Consider the following 22,330-nt stretch of genomic DNA (forward strand, 5'->3'; position numbering starts at 1 on the left):
CTTTTCAGGTTAGTGGTTTCAGGTGTTATGGTTTGATACCCATCACCAAAATGTCCTCAGTTTGATCTTCCTTACCTTTCCAGTTTTCAAGTTCTGTAGTAATATTCATTTTTTGATCAGCCATGGATTTTCCGGCACTTTTTTCCAGGAGTACCCTGAATTTGGTGGTGGAGTATCGCTTGCCACTTTCATTTAGCTGATTAGGAAATCCCTCTGTGCAAAGGAAGAAAGCGTCTCCCTTGGAGTAGTCTATTTTGACGCGTTCAAACTTCTTTTGTGCTTTTCCTGACATGCCAAGCGGAACATCTAATCCCTTGAATTCGGTAAGGATACTGTCAAGCTTTTTGGCGTATAGCTTCACACCTGATCCGGATCCGGAATAATAAACCCTCCGGCGAACCGTGTCGACCAAAAGCATTCCTATTTCCACACCCTTTCTCACTTCTTCGTCAGCCTTAGACTGGCCCAATGCCATGGTGAGCTTCTGATCCAGGATTTCAAGTACTTTCTCCGGTGGTAATATTTTTTTAATTCCCACAATTTCGTTGAGCTGAGAGATGGTAAGGGCAGTGATAAAGGCACTGGAAATATCCGGATCTTGAGAGGTGGCGGCTATAGCAATGCTGTATCCTTTTTCTTTGCCGTGCCAGTAAAAATCTGAGGACACCTTTCCCTTGGGTTTCAAAATGATAAATGAGTCTTCAAAAACACTGTTGATGGAGTGTTCTTCTCCCAGAAGCACATCTTGCATGTTGCCAATCATATCCATTTTCTCCTTATAGAAGGAGAGTTCCACCAGATCCACTGATGAGGTGCTTTTGTCTCTTTGCTCTTCGATGATCCCGGAAAGATACCTGACAGCCTTGAGTGTAGGAACTACGTTGCCTGAGTCATCCAGGTATTGCACTCCCTCACTTTTGATTAGGTTGATGCGGGTTTCGCGGGGTAGGTTGAGGTATTCATCTACTTTGAATAAGTTGTAAGCCCGTTCTCCAACCCTTACCGAAACCTGACTAACGGTTTGCTCGGGGAGTTGATCCAGTTCCGGTGCCTGGGTATGCGCGCCAAATATAGCGCCCTCCACTTCTTCGTTGGGGGAGAGCCTCAGGCCGATGGTCGATTTGATCAGGAGAAAGATCAGATAGGAGACTCCTACTGTGAAAACGAAACACACGATGACCCCAAAAATTTGCACCACAAGTTGTGTGCCCCTGCCGTGCATGAGGAGCTCCTCTTTCCCGAAAAGGGCTACACAGAGTGTGCCAAACACCCCTCCAAATCCATGCACCGGTATGGCGCCAACAGGATCATCCAGCTTCCATTTTTCAGAAATGATGATATACGAAATATTGTGAATAATACCGCCTAATAGTCCAATAATCAGGCTGCTGATTGGAGAAACCACATTGCAGCAAGCGGTGATAGCTACCAGTCCGGTGAGCGATCCGCCAATGATTTTTTCTATGAGATCCTGGTTCTTTTGAAAGATTTTGGCGTGCAGATAGGCACTAAAACAAGCACCCGCAGCTGCCAGATTGGTGTTGAGAATGATGAGGGGTACGGAGGTGTCAAAAGCAAGGGCACTACCGCCATTGAATCCCCACCAGCCGAGCCAAAGGATCATCACGCCCAGTACACTGTATGCATAATCAGAGGCTTTTACAGGAATGAGGGTGCCTTTGGAAGTGAATCGTCCCAGGCGTGGGCCTACCATCCAAATGCCCACCAGCCCTACCCATGCACCTACCGAGTGTACCACAGTGGAACCCGCAAAGTCCATAAATCCCAGACCAGCGAGCCAGGGCTGATTGTCCTCATTCAGGAGGTTCCCCCAGGCCCAGTGCCCGAAGATGGGGTATATCAACACCGCTGTAAATAGGGAAGCTATGAAATATGGGGCCAGGGCAGTTCTGCCTGACATGGCACCGGAAACGATGGTAAGGGCTGTGCCGGCAAAAGCCAGTTGAAAGATGAAAAACACCAATGAATAGCCTGGTTCCAGGTCATTCCCAAAGAAGAAGCTAGTGCCAATGAATCCTCCAGCGGAGGTGCCAAACATCAGGCCAAAACCAATCAGGAAGAATGCCAGGCTTCCCGCTACCCAGTCCATGAGGTTCTTAATGCCGATCCCGGAGCGATGTTCAGATTTGACCAGACCTGTCTCCAAAACCTTGAAGCCGGCCTGCATGAAGAAAACAAGTGCCGCTGAGATGAGAATCCAAAGCGTATCAGTGGTGTTAAAACTATCGGATTGATAGAGTTCTAATTGATCCATAGAGTGTGGTTGGTTGGTTGAAAATTCTATAGAAAATTAGAGAATACTTTCTTTTATTAAGAATTATGCAATAAAATGTTAATTTATTTACATTTATTATATCTTATCATATCATTCAATGAATATTTAGTAATTCAGGAGGGGGTAAAGGTTGTTGATATTGAAAATAATGAAACAATAAATTTATCATTCATTAAATGGCAGAATATAATTCTAGTATACCTTCCATATTTGATTTTATATTCTGCGTGATTATTCTTCAAATTGGAAATTCATATAAGCAGACCGCAGCTCCTTGAGGGCATGCGCCTCATTCAGTTGAGTGGCCATCTCTATACCAGTCAGATAAATTTGCTCGGCCCTTTTTCTGTCATCTAGTTCGGAAAAGAGCGCTGCTGCATGGTAGTACGTGCCAATATATTTCGAATGATTTTTTAGTAATTCTTCAAACAATTGCGCACTTTTTTCCTTATTTGTTTGAAGGTACTCAAGAGCCAGAGCATATTTTGGAAAAGGGTCATTTGGATCATCCTCCATGAATTTCTCAAGCTGTCTGATGCGATCTGTGTTCATCCTATGTAGATATTATTTACTAACTTCGAAGCCTTAATATTAACCCTAAATTTTTAAGAAAAAGAGAATGAAAATACTCGTTTGTATTACACACGTACCCGATACAACGTCTAAGATTTCTTTCACAGACAACAACACAAAGTTCGATAAGACCGGCGTGCAGTACATCATTGGCCCCTATGATGATTATGCCTTGGCCAGAGCTGTGGAGTTGAAGGAGTCTTCAGGTGGATCCATCACTGTGTTAAATGTGGGAGAGGCTGAAACAGAGCCTACCTTGCGTAAGGCACTAGCCATAGGCGCTGATGATGCCATCAGGATCAATACTTTTCCCAGAGATGCTTTTTTTGTGGCCAAAGAGATCGCTAAGGCGGCCCAGCAAGGTGAGTACGATCTTATACTAATGGGACGTGAGTCGATAGACTTCAACGGAGGTCAGGTACATAGCATGGTGGGTGAGCTGATGGGGCTACCCTCAGTGTCTCCGGTGATGGTACTGGATATAGACGGTAATACAGCTAAGATTCAGCGAGAAATAGAAGGAGGTAAGGAATATATGGAGCTGGACCTGCCTTTCGTAGCAGGGTGCCAGGAGCCCATAGCCGAATGGAAAATCCCCAATATGCGAGGCATTATGTCGGCCCGTTCAAAACCTTTGAATGTGGTGGAGCCCTCTACGGATGATACTGCTACCGAGGTAGAGGTGTTTGAACTACCACCAGCAAAGAGCGGGGTGAAACTCATTGATCCGGATCATCTGGACGAGTTGGTTAATCTATTGAAGAACGAAGCAAAAGTATTGTAAAGATGTCAGCATTAGTATTTGTAGAAATAGAAGAAGGAGTTGCAAAGAAATCCTCATTGGAGGCAGTGAGTTATGCAGCCCAGGTGGATGGATCTGCGGTGGCTATCGTGTTTGGTGGATTGACTGATGAAGAAGCCTCAAAAATAGGTGCAGCGGGCGCTACCAAAATATTGAATGCCAGCGATGAGAAGTTGGCCACGCCGAACATCATGGCGTATGCTTCAGCCATAGCAGAAGCAATGGAAAAGGAAAGCAGCTCTCTTTTGGTATTGGCCAAGTCATCTCTTGGCGATCCTGTGTCGGCGCGGGTGGCGATCAAAACCGGAGCGTCATTAGCCACCAATGTGGTGGATCTTCCTGATACAAATGGTGGGTTCAAGGTGAAGTGTAGTATTTACACCGGAAAGGCCTTTGCTATGACTAGCCTGAGTGGAGATAAAAAAATATTGGGTCTTAAGAAGAATGCCATTGCTATAAAAGAGGATGGAGGATCTGCCACTGTGGAGTCCTTTTCGCCTTCTTTGAATGACGCGGATTTTAAGGTGAAGGTGACAAGCAGAGAGAAGGCTACAGGTGAAATATTACTACCAGAGGCTGATCTGGTGGTGTCTGGTGGTCGAGGCTTGAAAGGCCCTGAGAATTGGGGGATGATTGAGGAGTTGGCCAAAACCATAGGCGCTGCTACAGGCTGTAGTAAACCTGTTTCAGATATGGATTGGCGACCGCACCACGAACATGTGGGCCAGACAGGTGTAAAGGTGAGCCCATCTCTTTATATTGCTGTTGGAATTTCCGGAGCCATTCAGCATTTGGCAGGTGTCAATTCCTCCAAGTATATATTGGTGATCAACAAAGATGGCGAGGCACCTTTCTTCAAAGCCGCTGATTACGGTGTGGTGGGAGATGCATTCGAAGTAATACCAAAACTAACAGAAGCGATCAAGGCACAGCAAGGTTAATGGCAGATAAAATCAAATTAGAAATACTAGGACTCTCGTCGAGTCAATCACAATCTGGATCATTCGCATTGGTATTGGGAGAGGTAGGCGGAAACCGTCGCCTCCCCATTATTATAGGGATGTTTGAAGCTCAGGCGATTGCCATCGAAATAGAGGAAATCACTCCCAACAGGCCCATGACGCATGACTTATTTAAGTCTTTCGCATTCAATCTGGGGTATGATATCAAAGAGATTTATATCTCCGACCTGAAGGAAGGGGTCTTTTTCGCTAAAATCATCTGTGAGTCCGGAGGTAATCAATTTGAAATAGATGCCCGGCCATCCGATGCCATCGCGATAGGGCTCAGGTTTAAAGTAGATATCTACACCCATGAGTCTATTCTTACAGAGGCGGGTATAGTGCTTACCGATGAAGAGGAAGAAATCACTGAGGTGAAGCGGAAGTCGACGGGGTCTGGCAAGCCCGAACCGGTTTCCAAAAAGCTGGAGGACTTGCCCTCCGATCAACTCCACAGCATGCTGGACGAGGCCCTGGCTCAGGAAGATTATGAGCGCGCAGCCAAAATTCGGGACGAAATCAATAAACGAAACTAACTCACCACAGGATTTTGATGGATGTACTAAGGGCTGCATTTGGGCTGATGTTTTTGGTAGGTGTGGCCTATCTCTTTTCGCTTAAGCGAAAATCTGTTGACTGGAGGTTGGTGCTTACAGGTATCACGTTGCAAATAGTATTTGGTCTACTGATTACACAGATAGATTTTGTTAGACAGGCCTTTAATTGGATTAGCCGTCAGTTTGTGGTGTTGCTGGGCTTCTCCGGAGACGGGGCATCCTTTCTGTTTGGCAGCCTGATGGACACAGAAAGCCTTGGTTTTATTTTCGCACTACAGGTGCTTCCCACGGTTATTTTCTTCTCTACTGTAACTTCTGGTCTTTATTACCTTGGAGTACTGCAGTGGATTGTGAAGGGTATTGCCTGGATTATGACCCGGACGATGAAGCTATCAGGTGCGGAATCTCTTTCGGCAGCTGCTAACATTTTTCTAGGACAAACCGAAGCACCATTGCTGGTTCGGCCGTTTGTACCCAAAATGACCAATTCGGAACTGATGTGTCTGATGACCGGTGGTATGGCTACCATTGCCGGTGGTGTACTGGCGGGCTACGTGGCTTTTTTAGGTGGTGGCGACCCTGTTGCTCAGGAACGTTTTGCAGCTTACCTACTCAGTGCTTCTATTATGAATGCACCCGCGGCCATTGTGATGTCAAAGATCATGCTGCCAGAACTTAACAGAGATCAAATTAATACGGATCTGACAGTGTCCTCGGATACCATGGGGGTAAATCTGGTGGATGCGCTGGCCAGAGGAGCAGCTGAGGGTCTGAAGCTGGCCCTGAATATTGGTGCCATGTTGTTGGCCTTTATAGCCCTGATCGCAGCGATCAATTACATTCTGATGGCACTTGGGGATGTTACAGGCTTAAATGCGGTGATTGTTTCCAGTACCGATGGTAGTTTTGATGGTTTCTCCCTGGAGTATATTCTCGGTCAGTTTTTCAGAATTTTCGCCTTTGTGATAGGAGTGGACTGGAACGAGTCTCTGCAAGTGGGTAGTCTTTTGGGGCAGAAAGTGGTAGTCAATGAATTTGTGGCCTATCTGGGACTGTCAGAATTTGTGGCCGCTGGTGCACTCAATGAAAAATCCATTGTGATAGCCACCTATGCGCTTTGTGGATTTGCTAATTTCAGTTCTATAGCCATTCAGATTGGGGGCATTGGCGGAATGGCTCCAACCCAGCAAGGGAATATTTCGAAGTTGGGACTAAGGGCATTATTTGCGGCCACCCTTGCTACGATGATGACCGCCTCCATTGCCGGAGCACTAATGGTCTAGCTATCTATTTTCTTGAGCAGTGAGTTCATCATGAGCCCTGCGGCTGCCGGATTGGTAGCCAACGGGATGTCATGAACATCGCATATCCTCATGAGCATTTGTACATCAGGTTCGTGGGGATGTTTACCCATTGGATCCCGAAAGAAAATGACCATGTCCAGCCTTTTTTCAGCTGCCTCAGCAGCGATCTGAGCATCACCACCTAATGGACCTGATAAATAGCGATGTACTTTGAGGCCGGCTTTTTCTACATGTGATCCTGTGGTGCCTGTGGAGACCAATTCTACCTTTTCTAACCAGTCTTTGTATTTCAGGAGGAAGGCTACCATTTCGGCTTTTTTGCCATCGTGGGCGATAATTGCGATTTTCATGGGGGCAAAATAAAAAATGGCAGCCAATTAATTGACTGCCATCCAGGATTAAATCATTTTCATTTTATGCCTCCACTTTCATGGGGTACTTTTTATTAGGCTGAGGTTCTCCTTCCAGGATCTCCTTGCTGGCATATTCCCTGAACTTGTCAAAGTTCCTGTTGAATTTTAATGCCAGCTCATTGGCCTTTTTGTAGAAAGCTTCGTCATTTTTCCAGGTTTCACGAGGGCTGAGAATCTCATTTGGTACATTGGGGCATGTCAGGGGCATCTCTGCACCAAAAATAGAGTGCGTTCTGTACCCCACATTTTCCAATACCCCTGAAAGGGCTGCGGAAATCATGGCACGTGTGTATTTTAATTTGATTCTGGAGCCTACACCATAAGGACCACCAGTCCATCCCGTATTGATGAGCCAAACCTTTACTTCGTTTTCTTCCATTTTCTTGCCCAACATTTCAGCATAAGCAGTAGGATGCAGCGGCATGAAAGGAGCGCCAAAGCATGCGGAGAATACAGGTACCGGTTCTGTGATACCCGCTTCGGTACCTGCCACCTTGGAGGTGTATCCGGAAATGAAGTGGTACATCGCCTGACCTTTGGATAGCCTTTGAATAGGAGGGATCACACCATAGGCATCGCAGGTCAGGAAGAATATGTTCTTAGGCAAGCCCCCAACGGATGGCTTGGCGATGTTTTTGATGCTTTCGATGGGGTAAGAGACACGGGTGTTTTCTGTTACCTCAGTGTTGCTATAATCCACCGTGCGTGTATTGGGGATGAACCTTGTGTTTTCTAAAATGGCACCATAGTGGATGGCATTAAAGATGTCTGGTTCATTCTCTTCGCTCAGGTTGATCACCTTAGCATAGCATCCACCCTCGAAATTGAATATGTTGTTGTTAGTCCATCCGTGCTCATCGTCTCCAATCAATAGTCGATCAGGGTCAGCTGAAAGCGTAGTTTTTCCCGTGCCCGAAAGTCCAAAATAAATGGCCGTATCATGTTTTTCAACCCCCATGTTGGCAGAGCAGTGCATTGGCAACACATGATCTTCGGTAGGTAAAAGGAAATTGAGAACGGAGAATATGCCTTTTTTGATTTCTCCTGAATAAGCGGTACCACCAATCAGGATGATGCGCTTGGTCATATTGATAATGGCGAAGTTACCCTGTCTGACGCCATCAGTTTTTGGATCCGCCTCAAACTCGGGGCAGCAGATTACCGTGAAATTGGGATCAAAATCCTGGAGCTTGTAGTCCGGGGGAGTGATGAACATGTTGTAGCAGAACAGGTTGTGCCAAGCCAGTGTGTTAATGACCCTTAGCTTGAGTCTGTGTGTTTTATCTGCCCCGGCATAGGCATCGCGCACATAGACTGCTTTGTCCTCAAGAAACTTCAGCATCTTGGCATGGATCTTATCAAAGTTCTCAGGACTCACGGGCCTGTTGATGTCCCCCCACCATACTTTGTCCTGGGTCTTGGCATCTTCTACGATAAAGCGATCCTGTGGTGATCTGCCGGTGTACTTGCCGGTATCACACATCAGGGCGCCAGTATCGGTAAGGTGCCCTTCACCATTTCTGACAGAATCTTCTATTAGCTCTGCGGCATTGAGGTTCCAGAATGCTTCTTTCACCTTGAGAATCCCGGCGGCCTCCAGTCCTACTTTCTGAGATTTTAGTCCTTTTTCTTTCATTGTTTCGGGGGTTTAGCCTTTGATTAACAAGTCAAAGGTCAATATTCGAGTTGTTTATAAGTCTGATATTAGTCAGTATGTGAGGTGTGTTTTATTATTGCAATCGTTTGCAAGGCAAATTTAAGCCGGATGTGTCAAAAAGAGAAACTTTAGTGACGATATGGTTTAGGAAGTTTTGAAATGCCCTGGTCTAGATATATTTCATTATTATTGTTGGTTGCGCGAAGTGCGTATTTAAATAAAACATTAACCTATTTTATTTTTGATCGATGAGTTCTGAAAGTACGTTTTTTGGCCACCCCAGGGGACTAGCCACCCTATTTTTTACGGAAATGTGGGAAAGGTTTAGCTACTATGGTATGCGGGCCATTCTTATTCTTTTTATGACCACAGAAACTGCACAGCAGGGACTTGGACTGGACGTGGAGACTTCAGCAGCCGTGTATGGTTTGTATACTGCCGCTGTTTATCTCCTGTCTCTGCCGGGCGGATGGCTTGCGGATAATGTCTTTGGACAGCAAAAATCTATTTGGTACGGAGGTATTCTGATCATGGTAGGTCACCTGATTCTGGCCATTCCGGGTTCGCAGGAGATTTTCTTTATTGGCTTAGGTTTTGTGGCCATGGGCACGGGTTTTCTGAAACCAAACATCAGCTCCATTGTGGGAGATCTTTATGGAGATGATAAGGGAGCTAAGCGGGATGCTGGTTTTTCTATTTTCTATATGGGGATCAACTTGGGTTCGCTTCTGGGACAGACTGTAGTGAGCTTTTTGGGAGAAAAGGTGGACTGGCACATGGGTTTTGGAGCAGCAGCTGTAGGGATGTTTCTTGGCCTGATTCAGTATAAGCTTACCCTTGGAACGCTCAAGGGCATAGGCATGAAGCCCGCAAAAAGGGTTAAACTTCCCGGCGAGAAAAGCAGTTCCACTTTTACCTATGCACTGGCTGCAGGTGCCATACTGCTCATATTCACCATGCAATATTTGGGCATGGTGGATGTGACCACCGCACGTGGGATTGCCGAGAGTGTTGGGGTGTTGATCGTAGTGGTAACCCTGGCCTATTTTGCCAATATTTTTATCTCCGGTGGGCTGGACATGGCAGAGCGCAAACAGGTTTTTGTGATTTTTCTGCTTTTCATTGGTGCATCGGTCTTTTGGGCTGGTTTTGAACAGGCAGGCTCCAGCCTTAATCTGTTTGCAAGGGATTATACGGATCGGATGATTTTTGGCTATGAACTGCCAGCAGGTATTCTTCAGAATTTCAATCCGTTCTTTATCATTGTTCTGTCACCGGTTTTTGGAGCCATCTGGATTCGCCTGGCTGCCAAACAAATGAACCCCAGTACACCTATCAAGTTTGGTTTCGGATTGATCATGATGGCTGTAGGCTTTTTGGTGATGTATTTCGCGGCTGTGATCGTAGTGCAGGGTACCAAAGCGGGAATGGGCTGGTTGATCGTGACTTATCTTTTTCATACTACTGGTGAGCTGACCTTGAGTCCGGTAGGTTTGAGTGCTACTACCAAGCTGGCTCCTCGAAAATATTATAGCCAGATGATGGGTATCTGGTTTGTGGCTACAGCATTGGGCAACCTGATAGCAGGGCTCTTTGCAGGTGGTTTTGATCCTAATGATGCCTCTCAGGTACCTGGTCTGTTCATGTCAGTGGTGCTCCTGGGAGTGGGTAGTGGTATCATGTTCCTGATCTTCTCCGGATTTATGAGAAGATGGATGGGGAATGTGAGGTAAGGGTCTTATTCTGTACTAAAAAGCCGCTCGCAGCTATGCTGCGAGCGGCTTTTTTATTTTGAAAACTTCACGCCTAAAGAAATCTCTAGTCCTTCGAGGAGTATGGCGGTATCTTCTAAATCCAGAGCTTTGGTTTGGATGCCCGTGGAGCCGGAGCCGCCCGTGTAATCGCCCGATAGCTGAGAGGATGCCGCGCCCTTCAGGTACTGAGATTCGGCGGTGAGTGACAAGTTGTTATTTATTTTAAACTCAAATTCGATACCAGCCATCCATCCCAGTCCCAGTTTTTCTTCCAGTTTGAAATCAGTATTGAGGACATCCCAACCTTCGTAATCTCTGAACGCACGGTCCATATTGCCTTCATTGATTCTTGTATTGATATTCCACCAGGCAAACCCTCCACCAAGAAGCTTGATTTGTACCGGACCCAAGGGAATCTTAAAGAAGAGTTCCATGGGCACGAGCAGGGCATAATGTGGCCCTGTGAGCGGTTTATTGTATTCAAATGGGAGTTTTTCCATGGCAAGGCCAGGGATGCTGTAGAGCGTGGCTCCGGTCTCTATCCCGAGCTTGTTGCCCAGACCAATGCCCCTCACACTAAACGGACTGACAGGCGCTGAGAGATAACCGTTTTTCGGTATGAGATAAGAGAAGGAAACGCCTTGTGCAAATGAGATATAACTTAAGAAAAGGCACAGTGCCAGGATGAATAGTCGCTTCATGAGAAATAGAGGTTATCCCGTGAAGTTAATGTTTCTTCAGTACTGGCCTAAAAAGCAAGGATCAAAAAAAAAGCCCGATTGCTCGGGCCTTTTTGTTCTTTAAGGGAAATGGGATTACATCATGCCACCCATTCCGCCCATGCCACCTGGCATTCCGCCTGGCATTCCACCACCGGCAGACTCTTCTTCCGGGTGGTCAGCTACCACACACTCAGTAGTCAATAGGAGGGCAGCGATAGACGCAGCATTCTCCAGTGCCAAACGAGTTACTTTGGTAGGGTCTATGATACCAGCTTTGAACATGTTTACATATTCACCAGTAGCAGCATTGAAACCGTAATCGTCTTTGCCTTCTTTTACAGCATTCACGACCACAGAAGCCTCTCCACCAGCGTTGTTCACGATGGTTCTAAGCGGCGACTGGATGGCATTGTATATGATTTTCACACCAGTGGTCTGGTCGATATTCTCCAATTCAAGACCTTCGATGGCTTTAAGCGCTCTGATGAGAGCTACACCACCTCCAGCTACGATACCTTCCTGTACGGCGGCTCTGGTAGCGTGAAGTGCGTCATCTACACGGTCTTTTTTCTCCTTCATTTCTACTTCAGTAGCAGCTCCAATGTAGAGGATGGCTACACCACCAGAAAGCTTAGCAAGTCTTTCCTGTAGTTTTTCTTTGTCGTAATCAGAAGTAGTGTTTTCGATTTGAGACTTGATCTGATTCACTCTTGCAGTGATATCTTCTTTTTTACCAGCACCATTTACAATGATGGTATTGTCTTTATCGATGCTGATTTTCTCTGCAGTACCGAGGTAATCCAAAGTAGCATTTTCCAGTTTGTAACCTCTTTCTTCTGAGATCAAAGTACCACCTGTCAATACCGCGATATCCTCAAGCATTGCTTTTCTTCTGTCACCAAAGCCCGGAGCTTTTACAGCAGCGATTTTCAGTGAGCCACGGATTTTGTTGACTACCAAAGTAGCAAGGGCTTCGCCTTCCACGTCTTCAGCTATGATCAACAATGGTCTTCCTGTCTGAGCAGTAGCTTCGAGGATAGGAAGGAGTTCCTTCATGCTGGAAACTTTCTTATCGTAGATAAGAATGTATGGATTTTCCAACTCAGCTTCCATCTTCTCGGTGTTGGTCACAAAGTAAGGAGAAAGGTAACCTCTGTCAAACTGCATACCTTCTACAGTTTTTACTTCAGTCTCAGTTCCTTTGGCCTCTTCTACAGTGATCACGCCATCCTTACCCACTTTTTCCATCGCGTCAGCGATCATCTTACCAATCTCAGCATCGTTGTTAGCAGATACTGAAGCTACCTGAGAAATCTCCTCTGAAGTGCTGATGTCTTTAGACTGAGCTCTTAGGTTTTCGATTACCTTGGCTACGGCTTTGTCAATACCTCTTTTGAGGTCCATTGGGTTAGCGCCAGCAGCTACGTTTTTGATACCATGTCCAAATATAGCCTGAGTCAATACCGTGGCAGTAGTAGTACCATCACCAGCATCATCTGCGGTTTTAGAAGCTACTTCTTTTACCAATTGAGCACCCATGTTTTCGATAGGGTTTTTCAACTCAATTTCTTTAGCCACTGATACACCATCTTTAGTGACTGTAGGTGCGCCAAATTTTTTGTCAAGAATTACATTTCGTCCCTTGGGCCCAAGGGTTACTTTTACTGCATCGGCAAGGATGTCAACACCTCTCTTGATGCTATCTCTCGCTTCTGTGTTGAAGAAAATATCTTTAGCCATAATTGTATATGATTTGAATTTTTAGATTGTGATAAAATGAATTTTATTATACGATACCGTAGATATCGCTTTCTTTCATGATCAAATACTCTTTACCGTCAATGGAGATCTCCGTACCAGAGTATTTACCATACAAAACCTGGTCTCCTACTTTTACATTGATAGGCTCGTCTTTCTTACCAGTACCAATCGCTACGATTTCACCTCTCTGAGGCTTCTCTTTTGCCGTGTCAGGAATGATGATCCCTGATGCAGTTTTTTCTTCTGCGGCCGCTGGTTCTACAAGAACCCTATCGGCTAGTGGTTTGAAATTAACTTTTGACATGTGTGTGAATTTTATGGTTTAGTCAATTAATGAAAAATATTGATAATAGGGCAATTAGCATTTTACATGCCAACCCTAAAAATGGGGAAATATGGATCATTTTGGCAGAAAAATACTGACAAAATATCAGGGTAAATTTTTCCATGTCAGGGTGCCTGTCAGTTTGCCATTTAGAATTTTCATGTTTAAATTCTTCTGAAGAAAAATTGAAGGTATATGGGAAACTTAAATCATGATTGGCTGACAGAAGGAATGATCGATTATGAGTATAAAAAGTACGTTCTGTTGGCTTATTTAAAGGACATCAAGCACCATTTTGATTCTGCGGAGCTGTTTCCGTTTTTATCGGATCTTATTATGCACTATAAGAATCTTTTGAATGTGAAATCAAACAAAGAGCTTATCTACGAGCATTTTCCTAAGTCCATCTCTCGTGCAGACTTCAAGAAGCTGAAGTTTACTTATCACAGGATGATACAGGATGATGAGATGATGCAGGAAATCGAGGATATCATTGGCTTTGCATTGCCAAAACTGGAAGGGAGCATCAATGAGGGCAAGGAGCTGTACGACCTGGTGGAGGATAATCTGGAGGTGAGTGCTGTAGGGCTTACCCCGATTTATGCCAAAGAGGGCTATGTGCTGGTGAATCAGGACGCGAAACGAGATGTGTCTGTCTTTCGGTATCAGATTTCGGTGTTCGAAAACGCGGATGAGAAATACCGCGGGATCAGCACCACTTTTCTGACCAATGACTTTAGGGATATTTCGAGAACATACGAACAGATCAAAATGGATCTGGTGCGCAGGTTCAAGGAATTACCTAACCCGGCGACTTTTTTGGTAGTGAGCAAACTGAAATTTCCGCTGCCACAGACCATACTGCCTGTGGCGAAGAGAATGCTCGTTAGAAAGATTGAGGAAATTTAATTAACAGAATCTTCTTCAAGACCCAGGTCTCCAGAAGGCTGCTCAATGGACTGAATGTTCTGAGTTGGCAATACAGACTCCTGGGCACTTTCTATGTTAGGAGAAGTGAGGGTCTGGGTGTCATCCTCCACGAAAAAATTGGTGGTAAGTGTGAGAATGAGCATGGCGATGGCCAGGCCCCAGGTAAGTTTTTCAAGGATGTCACCTGTTTTTTTAACACCCATAATCTGCTGTGTGCCAGCACCTCCAAATTGGCTGGAAAGTCCGCCTCCTTTAGGGTTTTGGGCCAAAACAACGAGAATCAATAAAAATGCTACAAGGATGATAATGCTAATGATAAGGGCGTACATTCTAACTCTATTGGTTTATTTTCTTGATAATGTCCGCAAAGTAAGTTGTTTTTTCAGGAAATCGCACTATGAGGGCCTCATATATTTGAATGGCTCGATCCTTTTTACCTTGCGCTAAATAGATTTCTGCGAGATACTCGGAGGCAATCTCAGGGTGCAACTCTGTGCTGGTGCCGGAAAGGTCTACCTGCGCATTGGCAGCTGCTTTACTGGCTGGCGAAATGGATGGGTTGCTCTTAATGAAGTTGGTTATGATATCATCCTGGTTGACCCTTTTGGGCTCACCTTTGTCGTCTTTTTTATTCCCCTCTTCTGACTTCTTCTTGTCCTTTTTCTGCGCCTTCTTTTTCGGCGTGTCTGCAGACTTCTTCTTACTCTCGGGCTTTTGCTTAGTAGTTGTTGGTTTAGTTTTCCCAGCAGCTTTGGTGGCTTTGGCAGGTTCCTTTGCTACTTTTTTGGACTCAGCTTTCGTCTTTTTGGGTTCCAGGGGTTCATTCTCTTCTGTAATTCGTGAAACCCTGGCCGAGCGTGATTCAGAGGGTTTTCTTACTATTTCGCGAGGCTTTTCTTGTTCCGGATCTGCTTCACCATCGGTTTTAGGTGCTGCTGGCTCATCACTCTCAGGAACTTTTGCCTCTTCAGGAGCTTCTGCTTCGTTCTCTACCTCTGCTTTTGGTTCTTTTGGAGGGATGGTCTCAATGGGCGTTTCCTTCGCTACAGGTGCATCTTCAGGGGTTTCCTCCCTTGTTTCCGATTCCTCAGAGGTCTTTTGAGTGGCCTTTTTAACTGCATTGTCAACGGCTTCTTCCTCTGCCAGTTCATTTTCTATTTTGTTGAACTTGGCCCTGTTGATTTTCAGTTCCTCCAAATCCCGATAGAGTTCATCTATGATGTGATCTAAATCTGAAGGTTTGCCAGTCTCCGGCATTGGGGGCTCTGGAGCAGGGGTTTCATCCTGGATGATTGGTTTGGGTTGAGGTTTTGGCTTGGGCGCCTCTTCCTGCGTGATTTGTTTACTCTGAGCAGTGGTGATCCTGTTGGTTTTGATGGTGTCGGTAAGGTCGCGCTCTCTGTCTGCTTCGTGTGACTCATGTACCGTCAGTGGACTCAGGAAGATTAACTCATCGTTGATATATCGTTTGAGTAATGCCCGATCTGTGGCGTATACAGCAGCAGAAGAGATGTTTGCACCGGCGCTTTTAGACTTCAGAATTTTACTGCCCTTTGCCAGTAGTGTCCTTGCCCCCTGAAAGTACGGATAGTCATTTACGAGTGCCTCCAACTGTACCAAAGATTCCCTGTCCAGGTCGGAAGGCGTCCTCAAATACTCAACGAATTTCTGTTTGTTCACAGGAATTTATGTTTCGGTGAAAATCTAAATTAAGAAAAATTACCAATTTGCCACAGAGGCATTGAATATATCGAGGATTATTTGGTCAAATATCTCCTCCACAAGGGCCTGTTCTTCGGATGAAATATCCTGAGAATTGTCAAAATCTTTGAAAAATGAGAATTTTCGTTCAAAATCAAACTCGTCATCCTGCGTATTGATATAACTGGCGAAGACGGTGATGGTGATTCTCGACATGCTTGAAAAGTCGGCCTGATCGTTGTTTCCGGAAGCTGTGGCTGATACCGGAGTTACCGTGTAATCGGCTATATAGCCATCTATTTGCAGATCCCCATTGTCGTCTACCAGTGACAAACTGGTATTCTGCTGGTAGTAATCTTTGATCTTTTCAGTGAAAAGCACACTCATGTTGGAAGGACCAAGAGTGGCGTTGTTAAAAAAGGTCTGGATGGAGATGGTTTTTACGGTGGGGGAGATGGAGGCTCCCGTGAAGCTATAGACGCCACAACCCGAAAGAATGCCCAGAGCACCAAGCAGGACACTAAATACTGTCAATCTCATATTGCTTGATTTTTCTGTAAAGTGTTCTCTCTGAAATCCCCAGGTCTTTGGCTGCATACTTTCTCTTGTTGTTGTTTTTCTTCAATGCCATAATGATCATTTCTTTCTCTTTCTTTTCAAGAGAAAGAGAATCGCCATCGTCGGTTTCATGAGTGATGTCTTCTATTTCATAATCATCCTCCACAATCCGGTCCCGATTACCTTGCTCCCGGGAGGACTCCAGCATGATTGGCTTTATGGGCGGGTTGTCGTAGTCTTCATCACGTTCAGGCCTGTTATATGGCTCCACATCATTAAACAAACGTTCATGCTGGGACAAAATTTCACTGCGAGAGCCGTCTTCAGACAAAATTTCATGTATGAGTGATTTCATCTCAGACATGTCTTTTTTCATATCAAAAAGTACTTTGTAGAGGAGATCACGCTCTGAGAAGTTTTCTGAATTCTCCGTTTTTCCGATAAGTGCTGGGAGGTAGGAGGTGGTTTTGGGTAGATATTTCAGCAGGGTGTCAGAATCAATTTCACGCTCCATTTCTAACACACTCATCTGCTCCACGAGATTTTTAAGCTGGCGTATATTGCCTGGAAATCGAAATTTCAGCAGCATTTCTTGTGCCCCTTCAGTGAGGTAAGCAGGTTTCGTACGGTAGGTCTCTGAAAAATCGGAAGCAAACTTTCTGAAAAGTAACAGTACGTCCTCGCCGCGTTCTCTGAGGGCAGGCACCTGGATAGGTACTGTATTGAGGCGGTAGTAGAGGTCCTCTCTGAACTTATTCTGCTCAATGGCAGCGTTAAGGTCCACATTGGTGGCAGCAATCACTCGCACGTCTGTCTTCAAAACCTTAGACGAACCTACTTTGATAAACTCACCATTTTCCAATACTCTGAGTAACCTGGCCTGGGTACTTACCGGGAGTTCACCTATTTCATCCAGGAAGATGGTACCGCCATTGGTCACTTCGAAATATCCTTTTCTGGATTCGTGGGCGCCTGTAAAGGCTCCTTTTTCATGACCAAAAAGTTCAGAGTCAATGGTACCTTCAGGAATCGCCCCACAGTTAATGGCAATAAATTGACCGTGCTTCCGATGAGAAAGACTGTGAATGATCTTAGAAAAAGATTCTTTACCTGCACCACTTTCACCAGAGATCAATACACTCATGTCTGTAGGCGCCACTTGCATGGCTATCCTTATGGCATTGTTGAGCTTGGGTGAGTTACCAATGATCTCAAAACGCTGCTTGACAGCTTGTACTTCCGAACTTATTTTGTAATCCATTATGCTATAACCTCCCCGAATAGTGTGGCTGCAGTGCAGTCAAACACCTTCACCTGAACGTATTCGCCCTTCTTGGCTCCGTTATTTTTGAAAATCACGACTTTATTGGCGGTATTTCTGCCTTGAAGATCTTCATTGGACCTTTTGCTAAACCCTTCAACCAGAATGGTGAATGTTTTCCCGATATCCCGCTGATTTCTCGTCAGAGAGAGTGCACGCTGAGTGTCAATGACTTCCTGAAGTCTTCTCTTCTTGACTTCCAATGGGATGTCATCCTCGTATTTTTTGGCCGCCAGTGTCCCCGGTCGCTCAGAGTAGAAAAACATGTATGAGAAATCATACTGCACGTATTCCATGAGCGAAAGTGAGTCTTGGTGCTCAGCCTCCGTTTCGGTGCAAAATCCGGTGATCATATCAGAGCTGATTCCACAATCTTCTCCAAGAATCTCACGAATGGCATCTACGCGATTGATGTACCACTCGCGATTATAGGTTCTGTTCATAAGTTCCAGTACCCGTGAGTTGCCGCTCTGAGCCGGTAAGTGAATGTACTTACAAATATTCTCTTGTCTCTTCATGGTATGAAGTACCTCATCCGTGATGTCCTTGGGGTGCGACGTAGAAAATCTCACCCTCAGGTCAGGATGTACTTGTGCCACCATTTCCAGCAAATTGGCAAAATTGACGATTTGATGTGGCTCCTGTTTCTCCAGTCTTGCTTTGTTGTTTTCTTCCGGAGACCATTTATATGAGTCCACATTTTGACCGAGGAGGGTCACCTCTCGGTATCCTTTACTAAAAAGATCCTGCGCTTCGTTAATAATCGATTGTGGGTCTCTTGAGCGCTCGCGTCCTCTGGTGAAGGGGACTACACAAAAGGAACACATGTTGTCACATCCACGCATGATTGAGATAAAAGCAGTAACCCCATTGGAGTTGAGCCTTACGGGAGAAATATCTGCATAGGTTTCTTCTCGAGAAAGGAAGGTGTTTACTCCTTTTTGGCCTTCCTCGGCCTGCCTTACGAGATTAGGGAGATCTCTGTAAGCATCCGGCCCCACGACCAGGTCAACAATTTTCTCTTCTTCCAGCAGATTGCTTTTGAGACGCTCGGCCATACACCCCAGCACACCTATGGTGATTTCGGGCCGCTCCAACTTGATCTTGTTGAATTGTCTAAGTCTTTTCCTGATCGTTTGCTCCGCTTTTTCGCGAATGGAGCAGGTGTTCAGGAGGATCACATCGGCAGCTTCAAATGAAGCGGTGGTATCAAATCCCTCTTTTTGAAGTATGGATGTAACTATCTCGCTATCAGAAAAATTCATCTGACAGCCGTAACTTTCTATGTAAAGTTTTTTGGCAGCTTGATTGTTGCTTTCTTTTGAAACTTTTACCTCACAGTGCTCTTCCTGCACATCATTTCTCTGGTCCAAAATCTCAAGGTCCTCTATCAACTGAGTCATAGTGGGTCAATTATTTAAAGGGCAAAGATAAGTAGCAAACTTAAGACAATGACATCTTGTCAGTATTTCTGAAGCCGAAATTTATCTTACCACTTCCAGATTCAGTCCCACGTTCACTGTGTTGTAAATGAACCGATCCTTGGCTTTGTCTATCACACTGGCCTCATTACTGTAAGAGAGATTCCAATCTGTCCGATCGATATTGAATTTGGCCACCGCCCGGATATATTCTGGCTTGAAGCTTATTTCAGCCGGGAAGGTGATACTTTTTGTGGTGCCCCGGAGGGTCAGATTTCCGGTGATCATATGTGAGGGATTGGCCACCATGAATGAGCTCAGAGTGGCAGGTGTGTACTCAGATTCGAATTCTTTGGCATCCTCTGGCAATGCGGTTGAGTCAAATGGGGTTACCTCCACGATCTCAAAGGAAGCAGTCGGGAAGCTGTCAGCTTCAAAAAAATCTTCTGACATCAGGTGATCTTTGAGTTTCTTGCTTTTTTCAGCATCCTTCATGAGATCCATTACCTGTAGTCTTTGGATATCCATTTCGAATTTTCCGCCTACGATTTCACCAGTGAGTACAGCGAGCTGACCGGCATTGAAAGGAATGATCCCGTTATGCTGACCTTTGGGTTTGCTCCCGATCCACGTGACCACAGAGGAAGCAGTATCAATATCCATCCAGGTGGCTTTTTCGGATATAGACAGAACGTCTTGTTCTGCGCCAGCCTCCAGGTTTTTCTCAGTAGGTGCGGTACACGAAGACATTAATGTCAGGGCAAATAAATAAATCATAAGTTTCATTGAAGAGGCATTCATATTCTTGATTTCATTTTTTGTTTTAAAACATTACCTTAACAGCCGACAAGTTAGGAAGTTTTAAAAAAGAGGTGGTTTATGGCTTTGATAAAATCCGTGCGTGGGTATACCCCGGAGATTGGCAAGGAATGTTGGCTCGCTGAAAATGCGACCATTGTGGGTGAGGTGACCATGGGAGCCCAATGTACAGTCTGGTTCAATGCGGTCATTAGGGGAGATGTTAACTATATCAAAATTGGGGATCGTACCAATATTCAGGATAACGTAACAATTCATGGTACTTTTGAAAAGGCACCGACCAATATCGGGAGTGACGTATCCATTGGGCACAATGCCATCGTGCATGGATGTACTGTGCAGGATCAGGTGCTTATCGGTATGGGCGCGATGGTGATGGATGGAGCTGTGATTAAGACAGGAGCCATCGTGGCAGCCGGAGCGGTGGTGTTGGAAGGAACAATTGTTGAAGAAAACAGTATATATGCCGGAGTACCTGCCAGAAAGGTGAAGGATGTGGAAGGTAAAAACAGGGAAATGCTTTTGCGCATTGCCGGTAATTATATCAAATATGCAAACTGGTTCAAAAATGAATAAGATAGGTAAACCCAAACCTGAGGAATATGCTAATTTCTATCGAGGATATATAGAGTTGGTAGGAGAGAAAGATGTGATAGAATATCTGTCCAATCAGTCAGATTCGTTCTCCGGATATCTTGAAAAGATACCAAAAGAGAAAGTGGACTTTGCTTATGATGAAGGGAAGTGGACAGTGGCTCAGGTTTTAGGTCACATAATAGATGTGGAAAGAGTTATGTCTTACAGGATTCTTCGGTTTTCCAGGCAGGATAAGACACCTATTCCCGGCTTTGACCAAAATACTTATGTGGAAAATTCGTTTTTCGGAGCGCGTAGCATCAAATCCCTGAGTGCGGAGTTGCTGGGACTCAGGACAGCAAATATAGAATTGATCAAATCATTGACCGAAGAGCAGACAAAATACACTGGTCAATCCAATGAAGTGATTCTCTCGGTGAGAGCTTTGGTGTATATTCTCGGTGGGCATCTGGCCCATCATTGGAATATTCTCAAGGAGCGATATAAGGTGTAATCTTAAGTGGTGTTTAAAAATCAAATAGAAAATCTATGAATTTTATTGTCCGATTACTTTTATCGGCCCTGGCCGTTATCATCGTTTCGTATTTACTTCCCGGTGTTTACGTAGAGGGGTTTTTAGCAGCGGTTATATTGGCCCTTGTGCTGTCTCTACTCAATCTTACCATCAAGCCAATTCTCATTTTATTGACGATTCCCTTGACAGTGTTCACGCTAGGGTTATTTCTGCTGGTGATCAATGCTTTAATTATTTTAATGGCCGATGCTATTATTCCGGGCTTTGAAGTAGCGGGCTTTTGGTGGGCACTGCTTTTTAGTCTATTGCTTTCATTGACCAATGCGCTGCTTACCGATATTAGTGGAACAAAAAGGAATAACTAATCTTTCGCTAGAAATAAACCGGGCACTGGGGATCCTTCTTGTAATTCCTCAGTTTGATTCTGTAGTTCACCAAAATTTCATGTGACCCACTGGTTTCCGTGGTAATCTCACTGGTGGTGGCATCGTAGGCATATCCTACACGGAAATTTTCATTAAGAATTAACTGACCGATGAAGGTGATATCGTTGGAGTTTCTGTAGCTAATTCCGGCATAGGCAATATTGTCAAAAATAACCATTGCCGTGATGTCATAGGCAAACCTGTTTTGTTCTTGTCCTCTTAAAAGTATAGAAGGAGAAAGTTTGATTGATTCTGACAGGGGTAGGATCACCCCTCCGGTGGCATAATAATACCTGCTTTCTCTTGAGTCTGCGGCTACTGCGTCACTTTCATCTACTACCAGTGTTCTGTTTTCCAGGATATAAGGAACAGAAAGTCCCACGTACATATGCGGATTTGCAAAATAAAGGCCAGTGCCAAAATTAGGAGTAAAACGGTTTACAGTACCGGAGAGTAGCTGATCATCCTCATCAAAGACAGAGAGCTTGTTGAAATCAGAGGCTCGGCTGTCAAAGCCTCCCTGTAAGCCCATTGCTAAAATCCCGAAACTCATTTTTATTTTGTAGGCATAACTCCCATACACAGAGACACTTTCTGTAATACCTACCTGATCCCGGGTAGCTTGCAGCCCCACACCAATCCTGTTGGAATTAAAAGAGGAGTGGGCTGTGAGTGCCTGATAGACCGGAGCACCTTCCACGTTGATCCACTGCTCTCTGTGCACGGCAATAACTGAGAAAACATTGAGACTGCCCGCGTAAGCAGGGTTGATCAGAAGCCCGTTGAAAGGGTAAGTAGAGGTGAGGGCCCGCATCTGTGCGGATGCGATGACCCCACTCAATATGAACAAAATGCCTGCTATGTATTTTTTCATGCTCA

23 protein-coding genes are annotated in these 22,330 nt (G+C 45.0%); 9 read left to right on the forward strand and 14 right to left on the reverse strand.

Annotated elements, in window-relative coordinates; all coding sequences use genetic code 11:
- Positions 1–25: 25 nt before the first annotated feature.
- The gene (gene amt / locus RIH33_RS15715) at positions 26–2,275 is read right to left on the reverse strand and encodes an ammonium transporter (RefSeq protein WP_406653279.1); all 2,250 of its coding nucleotides are present in this window, start codon (positions 2,273–2,275) and stop codon (positions 26–28) included.
- Positions 2,276–2,527: 252 nt separating this feature from the next.
- Positions 2,528–2,848 (reverse strand): tetratricopeptide repeat protein, encoded by a 321-nt coding sequence (locus RIH33_RS15720; RefSeq protein ID WP_406653280.1) that lies wholly within the window; start codon positions 2,846–2,848, stop codon positions 2,528–2,530.
- Positions 2,849–2,915: 67 nt separating this feature from the next.
- Between RIH33_RS15720 and RIH33_RS15725 the strand changes: the two genes are divergently transcribed.
- The 4 genes from RIH33_RS15725 to RIH33_RS15740 are packed head-to-tail and all read left to right on the forward strand — an operon-like array spanning position 2,916 to position 6,512.
- Entirely contained in the window at positions 2,916–3,653 is a 738-nt protein-coding gene (locus RIH33_RS15725) for an electron transfer flavoprotein subunit beta/FixA family protein (protein ID WP_406653281.1), read from the forward strand.
- A gap of 2 nt (positions 3,654–3,655) precedes the next feature.
- Positions 3,656–4,612 carry an electron transfer flavoprotein subunit alpha/FixB family protein gene (locus RIH33_RS15730; protein ID WP_406653282.1) on the forward strand — a complete coding sequence of 319 codons (957 nt, stop codon included), beginning with the start codon at positions 3,656–3,658 and terminating at the stop codon, positions 4,610–4,612.
- Positions 4,612–5,208, forward strand: coding sequence for a bifunctional nuclease domain-containing protein (locus tag RIH33_RS15735; protein ID WP_406653283.1), 597 nt, complete (start codon positions 4,612–4,614; stop codon positions 5,206–5,208). The genes RIH33_RS15730 and RIH33_RS15735 overlap by 1 nt, the downstream gene beginning before the upstream one ends.
- Positions 5,209–5,225: 17 nt before the next feature.
- Positions 5,226–6,512 (forward strand): NupC/NupG family nucleoside CNT transporter, encoded by a 1,287-nt coding sequence (locus RIH33_RS15740; RefSeq protein ID WP_406653285.1) that lies wholly within the window; start codon positions 5,226–5,228, stop codon positions 6,510–6,512.
- Here the strand turns inward: RIH33_RS15740 and RIH33_RS15745 are convergent.
- Together RIH33_RS15745 and pckA are read right to left on the reverse strand one after the other, a co-directional pair.
- On the reverse strand, positions 6,509–6,883 hold the full coding sequence (locus tag RIH33_RS15745; RefSeq protein WP_406653286.1) for a methylglyoxal synthase: 375 nt from the start codon (positions 6,881–6,883) through the stop codon (positions 6,509–6,511). The genes RIH33_RS15740 and RIH33_RS15745 overlap by 4 nt on opposite strands.
- 64 nt (positions 6,884–6,947) lie before the next feature.
- Positions 6,948–8,582, reverse strand: coding sequence for a phosphoenolpyruvate carboxykinase (ATP) (gene pckA, locus RIH33_RS15750; protein ID WP_406653287.1), 1,635 nt, complete (start codon positions 8,580–8,582; stop codon positions 6,948–6,950).
- A 269-nt stretch (positions 8,583–8,851) separates the two neighbouring features.
- Here pckA and RIH33_RS15755 point away from each other — a divergent pair, with 269 nt between their 5' ends.
- Positions 8,852–10,336, forward strand: coding sequence for a peptide MFS transporter (locus RIH33_RS15755; RefSeq protein ID WP_406653288.1), 1,485 nt, complete (start codon positions 8,852–8,854; stop codon positions 10,334–10,336).
- Between the two features lie 53 nt (positions 10,337–10,389).
- On the opposite strand, the gene RIH33_RS15760 is transcribed toward RIH33_RS15755, so the two are convergent.
- The 3 genes from RIH33_RS15760 to groES all read right to left on the reverse strand — a co-directional run bounded on the left by RIH33_RS15760 (position 10,390) and on the right by groES (position 13,144).
- Positions 10,390–11,058 carry a hypothetical protein gene (locus tag RIH33_RS15760; RefSeq protein ID WP_406653289.1) on the reverse strand — a complete coding sequence of 223 codons (669 nt, stop codon included), beginning with the start codon at positions 11,056–11,058 and terminating at the stop codon, positions 10,390–10,392.
- Between the two features lie 114 nt (positions 11,059–11,172).
- Positions 11,173–12,819, reverse strand: coding sequence for a chaperonin GroEL (gene groL / locus RIH33_RS15765; RefSeq protein WP_406653290.1), 1,647 nt, complete (start codon positions 12,817–12,819; stop codon positions 11,173–11,175).
- Positions 12,820–12,865: 46 nt separating this feature from the next.
- Positions 12,866–13,144, reverse strand: coding sequence for a co-chaperone GroES (gene groES / locus RIH33_RS15770; RefSeq protein ID WP_159580389.1), 279 nt, complete (start codon positions 13,142–13,144; stop codon positions 12,866–12,868).
- A gap of 216 nt (positions 13,145–13,360) precedes the next feature.
- Here groES and RIH33_RS15775 point away from each other — a divergent pair, with 216 nt between their 5' ends.
- Positions 13,361–14,074 (forward strand): hypothetical protein, encoded by a 714-nt coding sequence (locus RIH33_RS15775; protein WP_406653291.1) that lies wholly within the window; start codon positions 13,361–13,363, stop codon positions 14,072–14,074.
- On the opposite strand, the gene secG is transcribed toward RIH33_RS15775, so the two are convergent.
- The 6 genes from secG to RIH33_RS15805 form a co-directional block, all read right to left on the reverse strand.
- Positions 14,071–14,424 carry a preprotein translocase subunit SecG gene (gene secG, locus RIH33_RS15780; RefSeq protein ID WP_406653292.1) on the reverse strand — a complete coding sequence of 118 codons (354 nt, stop codon included), beginning with the start codon at positions 14,422–14,424 and terminating at the stop codon, positions 14,071–14,073. The two genes, RIH33_RS15775 and secG, sit on opposite strands and share 4 nt — an antisense overlap.
- Positions 14,425–14,431: 7 nt before the next feature.
- Positions 14,432–15,775, reverse strand: coding sequence for a hypothetical protein (locus RIH33_RS15785; protein ID WP_406653294.1), 1,344 nt, complete (start codon positions 15,773–15,775; stop codon positions 14,432–14,434).
- Between the two features lie 39 nt (positions 15,776–15,814).
- Positions 15,815–16,336 carry an LPS assembly lipoprotein LptE gene (gene lptE, locus RIH33_RS15790; RefSeq protein ID WP_406653296.1) on the reverse strand — a complete coding sequence of 174 codons (522 nt, stop codon included), beginning with the start codon at positions 16,334–16,336 and terminating at the stop codon, positions 15,815–15,817.
- Positions 16,317–17,615, reverse strand: coding sequence for a sigma-54 interaction domain-containing protein (locus RIH33_RS15795; protein WP_406653297.1), 1,299 nt, complete (start codon positions 17,613–17,615; stop codon positions 16,317–16,319). The genes lptE and RIH33_RS15795 overlap by 20 nt, the downstream gene beginning before the upstream one ends.
- The gene (gene miaB / locus RIH33_RS15800; RefSeq protein WP_406653298.1) at positions 17,615–19,078 is read right to left on the reverse strand and encodes a tRNA (N6-isopentenyl adenosine(37)-C2)-methylthiotransferase MiaB; all 1,464 of its coding nucleotides are present in this window, start codon (positions 19,076–19,078) and stop codon (positions 17,615–17,617) included. Before miaB ends, RIH33_RS15795 begins: the two co-directional genes overlap by 1 nt.
- Before the next feature lie 81 nt (positions 19,079–19,159).
- Complete coding sequence (locus tag RIH33_RS15805; RefSeq protein WP_406653299.1) at positions 19,160–19,873, reverse strand: YceI family protein; 714 nt, start codon at positions 19,871–19,873, stop codon at positions 19,160–19,162.
- Between the two features lie 102 nt (positions 19,874–19,975).
- On the opposite strand from RIH33_RS15805, the gene RIH33_RS15810 reads away from it, so the two are divergent.
- The 3 genes from RIH33_RS15810 to RIH33_RS15820 are packed head-to-tail and all read left to right on the forward strand — an operon-like array spanning position 19,976 to position 21,391.
- The gene (locus tag RIH33_RS15810; protein WP_406653300.1) at positions 19,976–20,491 is read left to right on the forward strand and encodes a gamma carbonic anhydrase family protein; all 516 of its coding nucleotides are present in this window, start codon (positions 19,976–19,978) and stop codon (positions 20,489–20,491) included.
- Positions 20,484–21,005 (forward strand): DinB family protein, encoded by a 522-nt coding sequence (locus tag RIH33_RS15815; RefSeq protein ID WP_406653301.1) that lies wholly within the window; start codon positions 20,484–20,486, stop codon positions 21,003–21,005. The genes RIH33_RS15810 and RIH33_RS15815 overlap by 8 nt, the downstream gene beginning before the upstream one ends.
- 35 nt (positions 21,006–21,040) lie before the next feature.
- Positions 21,041–21,391 carry a phage holin family protein gene (locus RIH33_RS15820; protein ID WP_406653303.1) on the forward strand — a complete coding sequence of 117 codons (351 nt, stop codon included), beginning with the start codon at positions 21,041–21,043 and terminating at the stop codon, positions 21,389–21,391.
- A gap of 7 nt (positions 21,392–21,398) precedes the next feature.
- Here RIH33_RS15820 and RIH33_RS15825 read toward each other — a convergent pair whose 3' ends face one another.
- The gene (locus tag RIH33_RS15825) at positions 21,399–22,325 is read right to left on the reverse strand and encodes a type IX secretion system membrane protein PorP/SprF (RefSeq protein ID WP_406653304.1); all 927 of its coding nucleotides are present in this window, start codon (positions 22,323–22,325) and stop codon (positions 21,399–21,401) included.
- Between the last annotated feature and the right edge of the window lie 5 nt (positions 22,326–22,330).

Origin of the sequence: Marinoscillum sp. (genome assembly GCF_040222955.1) — a bacterium.
Taxonomy (GTDB): domain Bacteria; phylum Bacteroidota; class Bacteroidia; order Cytophagales; family Cyclobacteriaceae; genus Marinoscillum.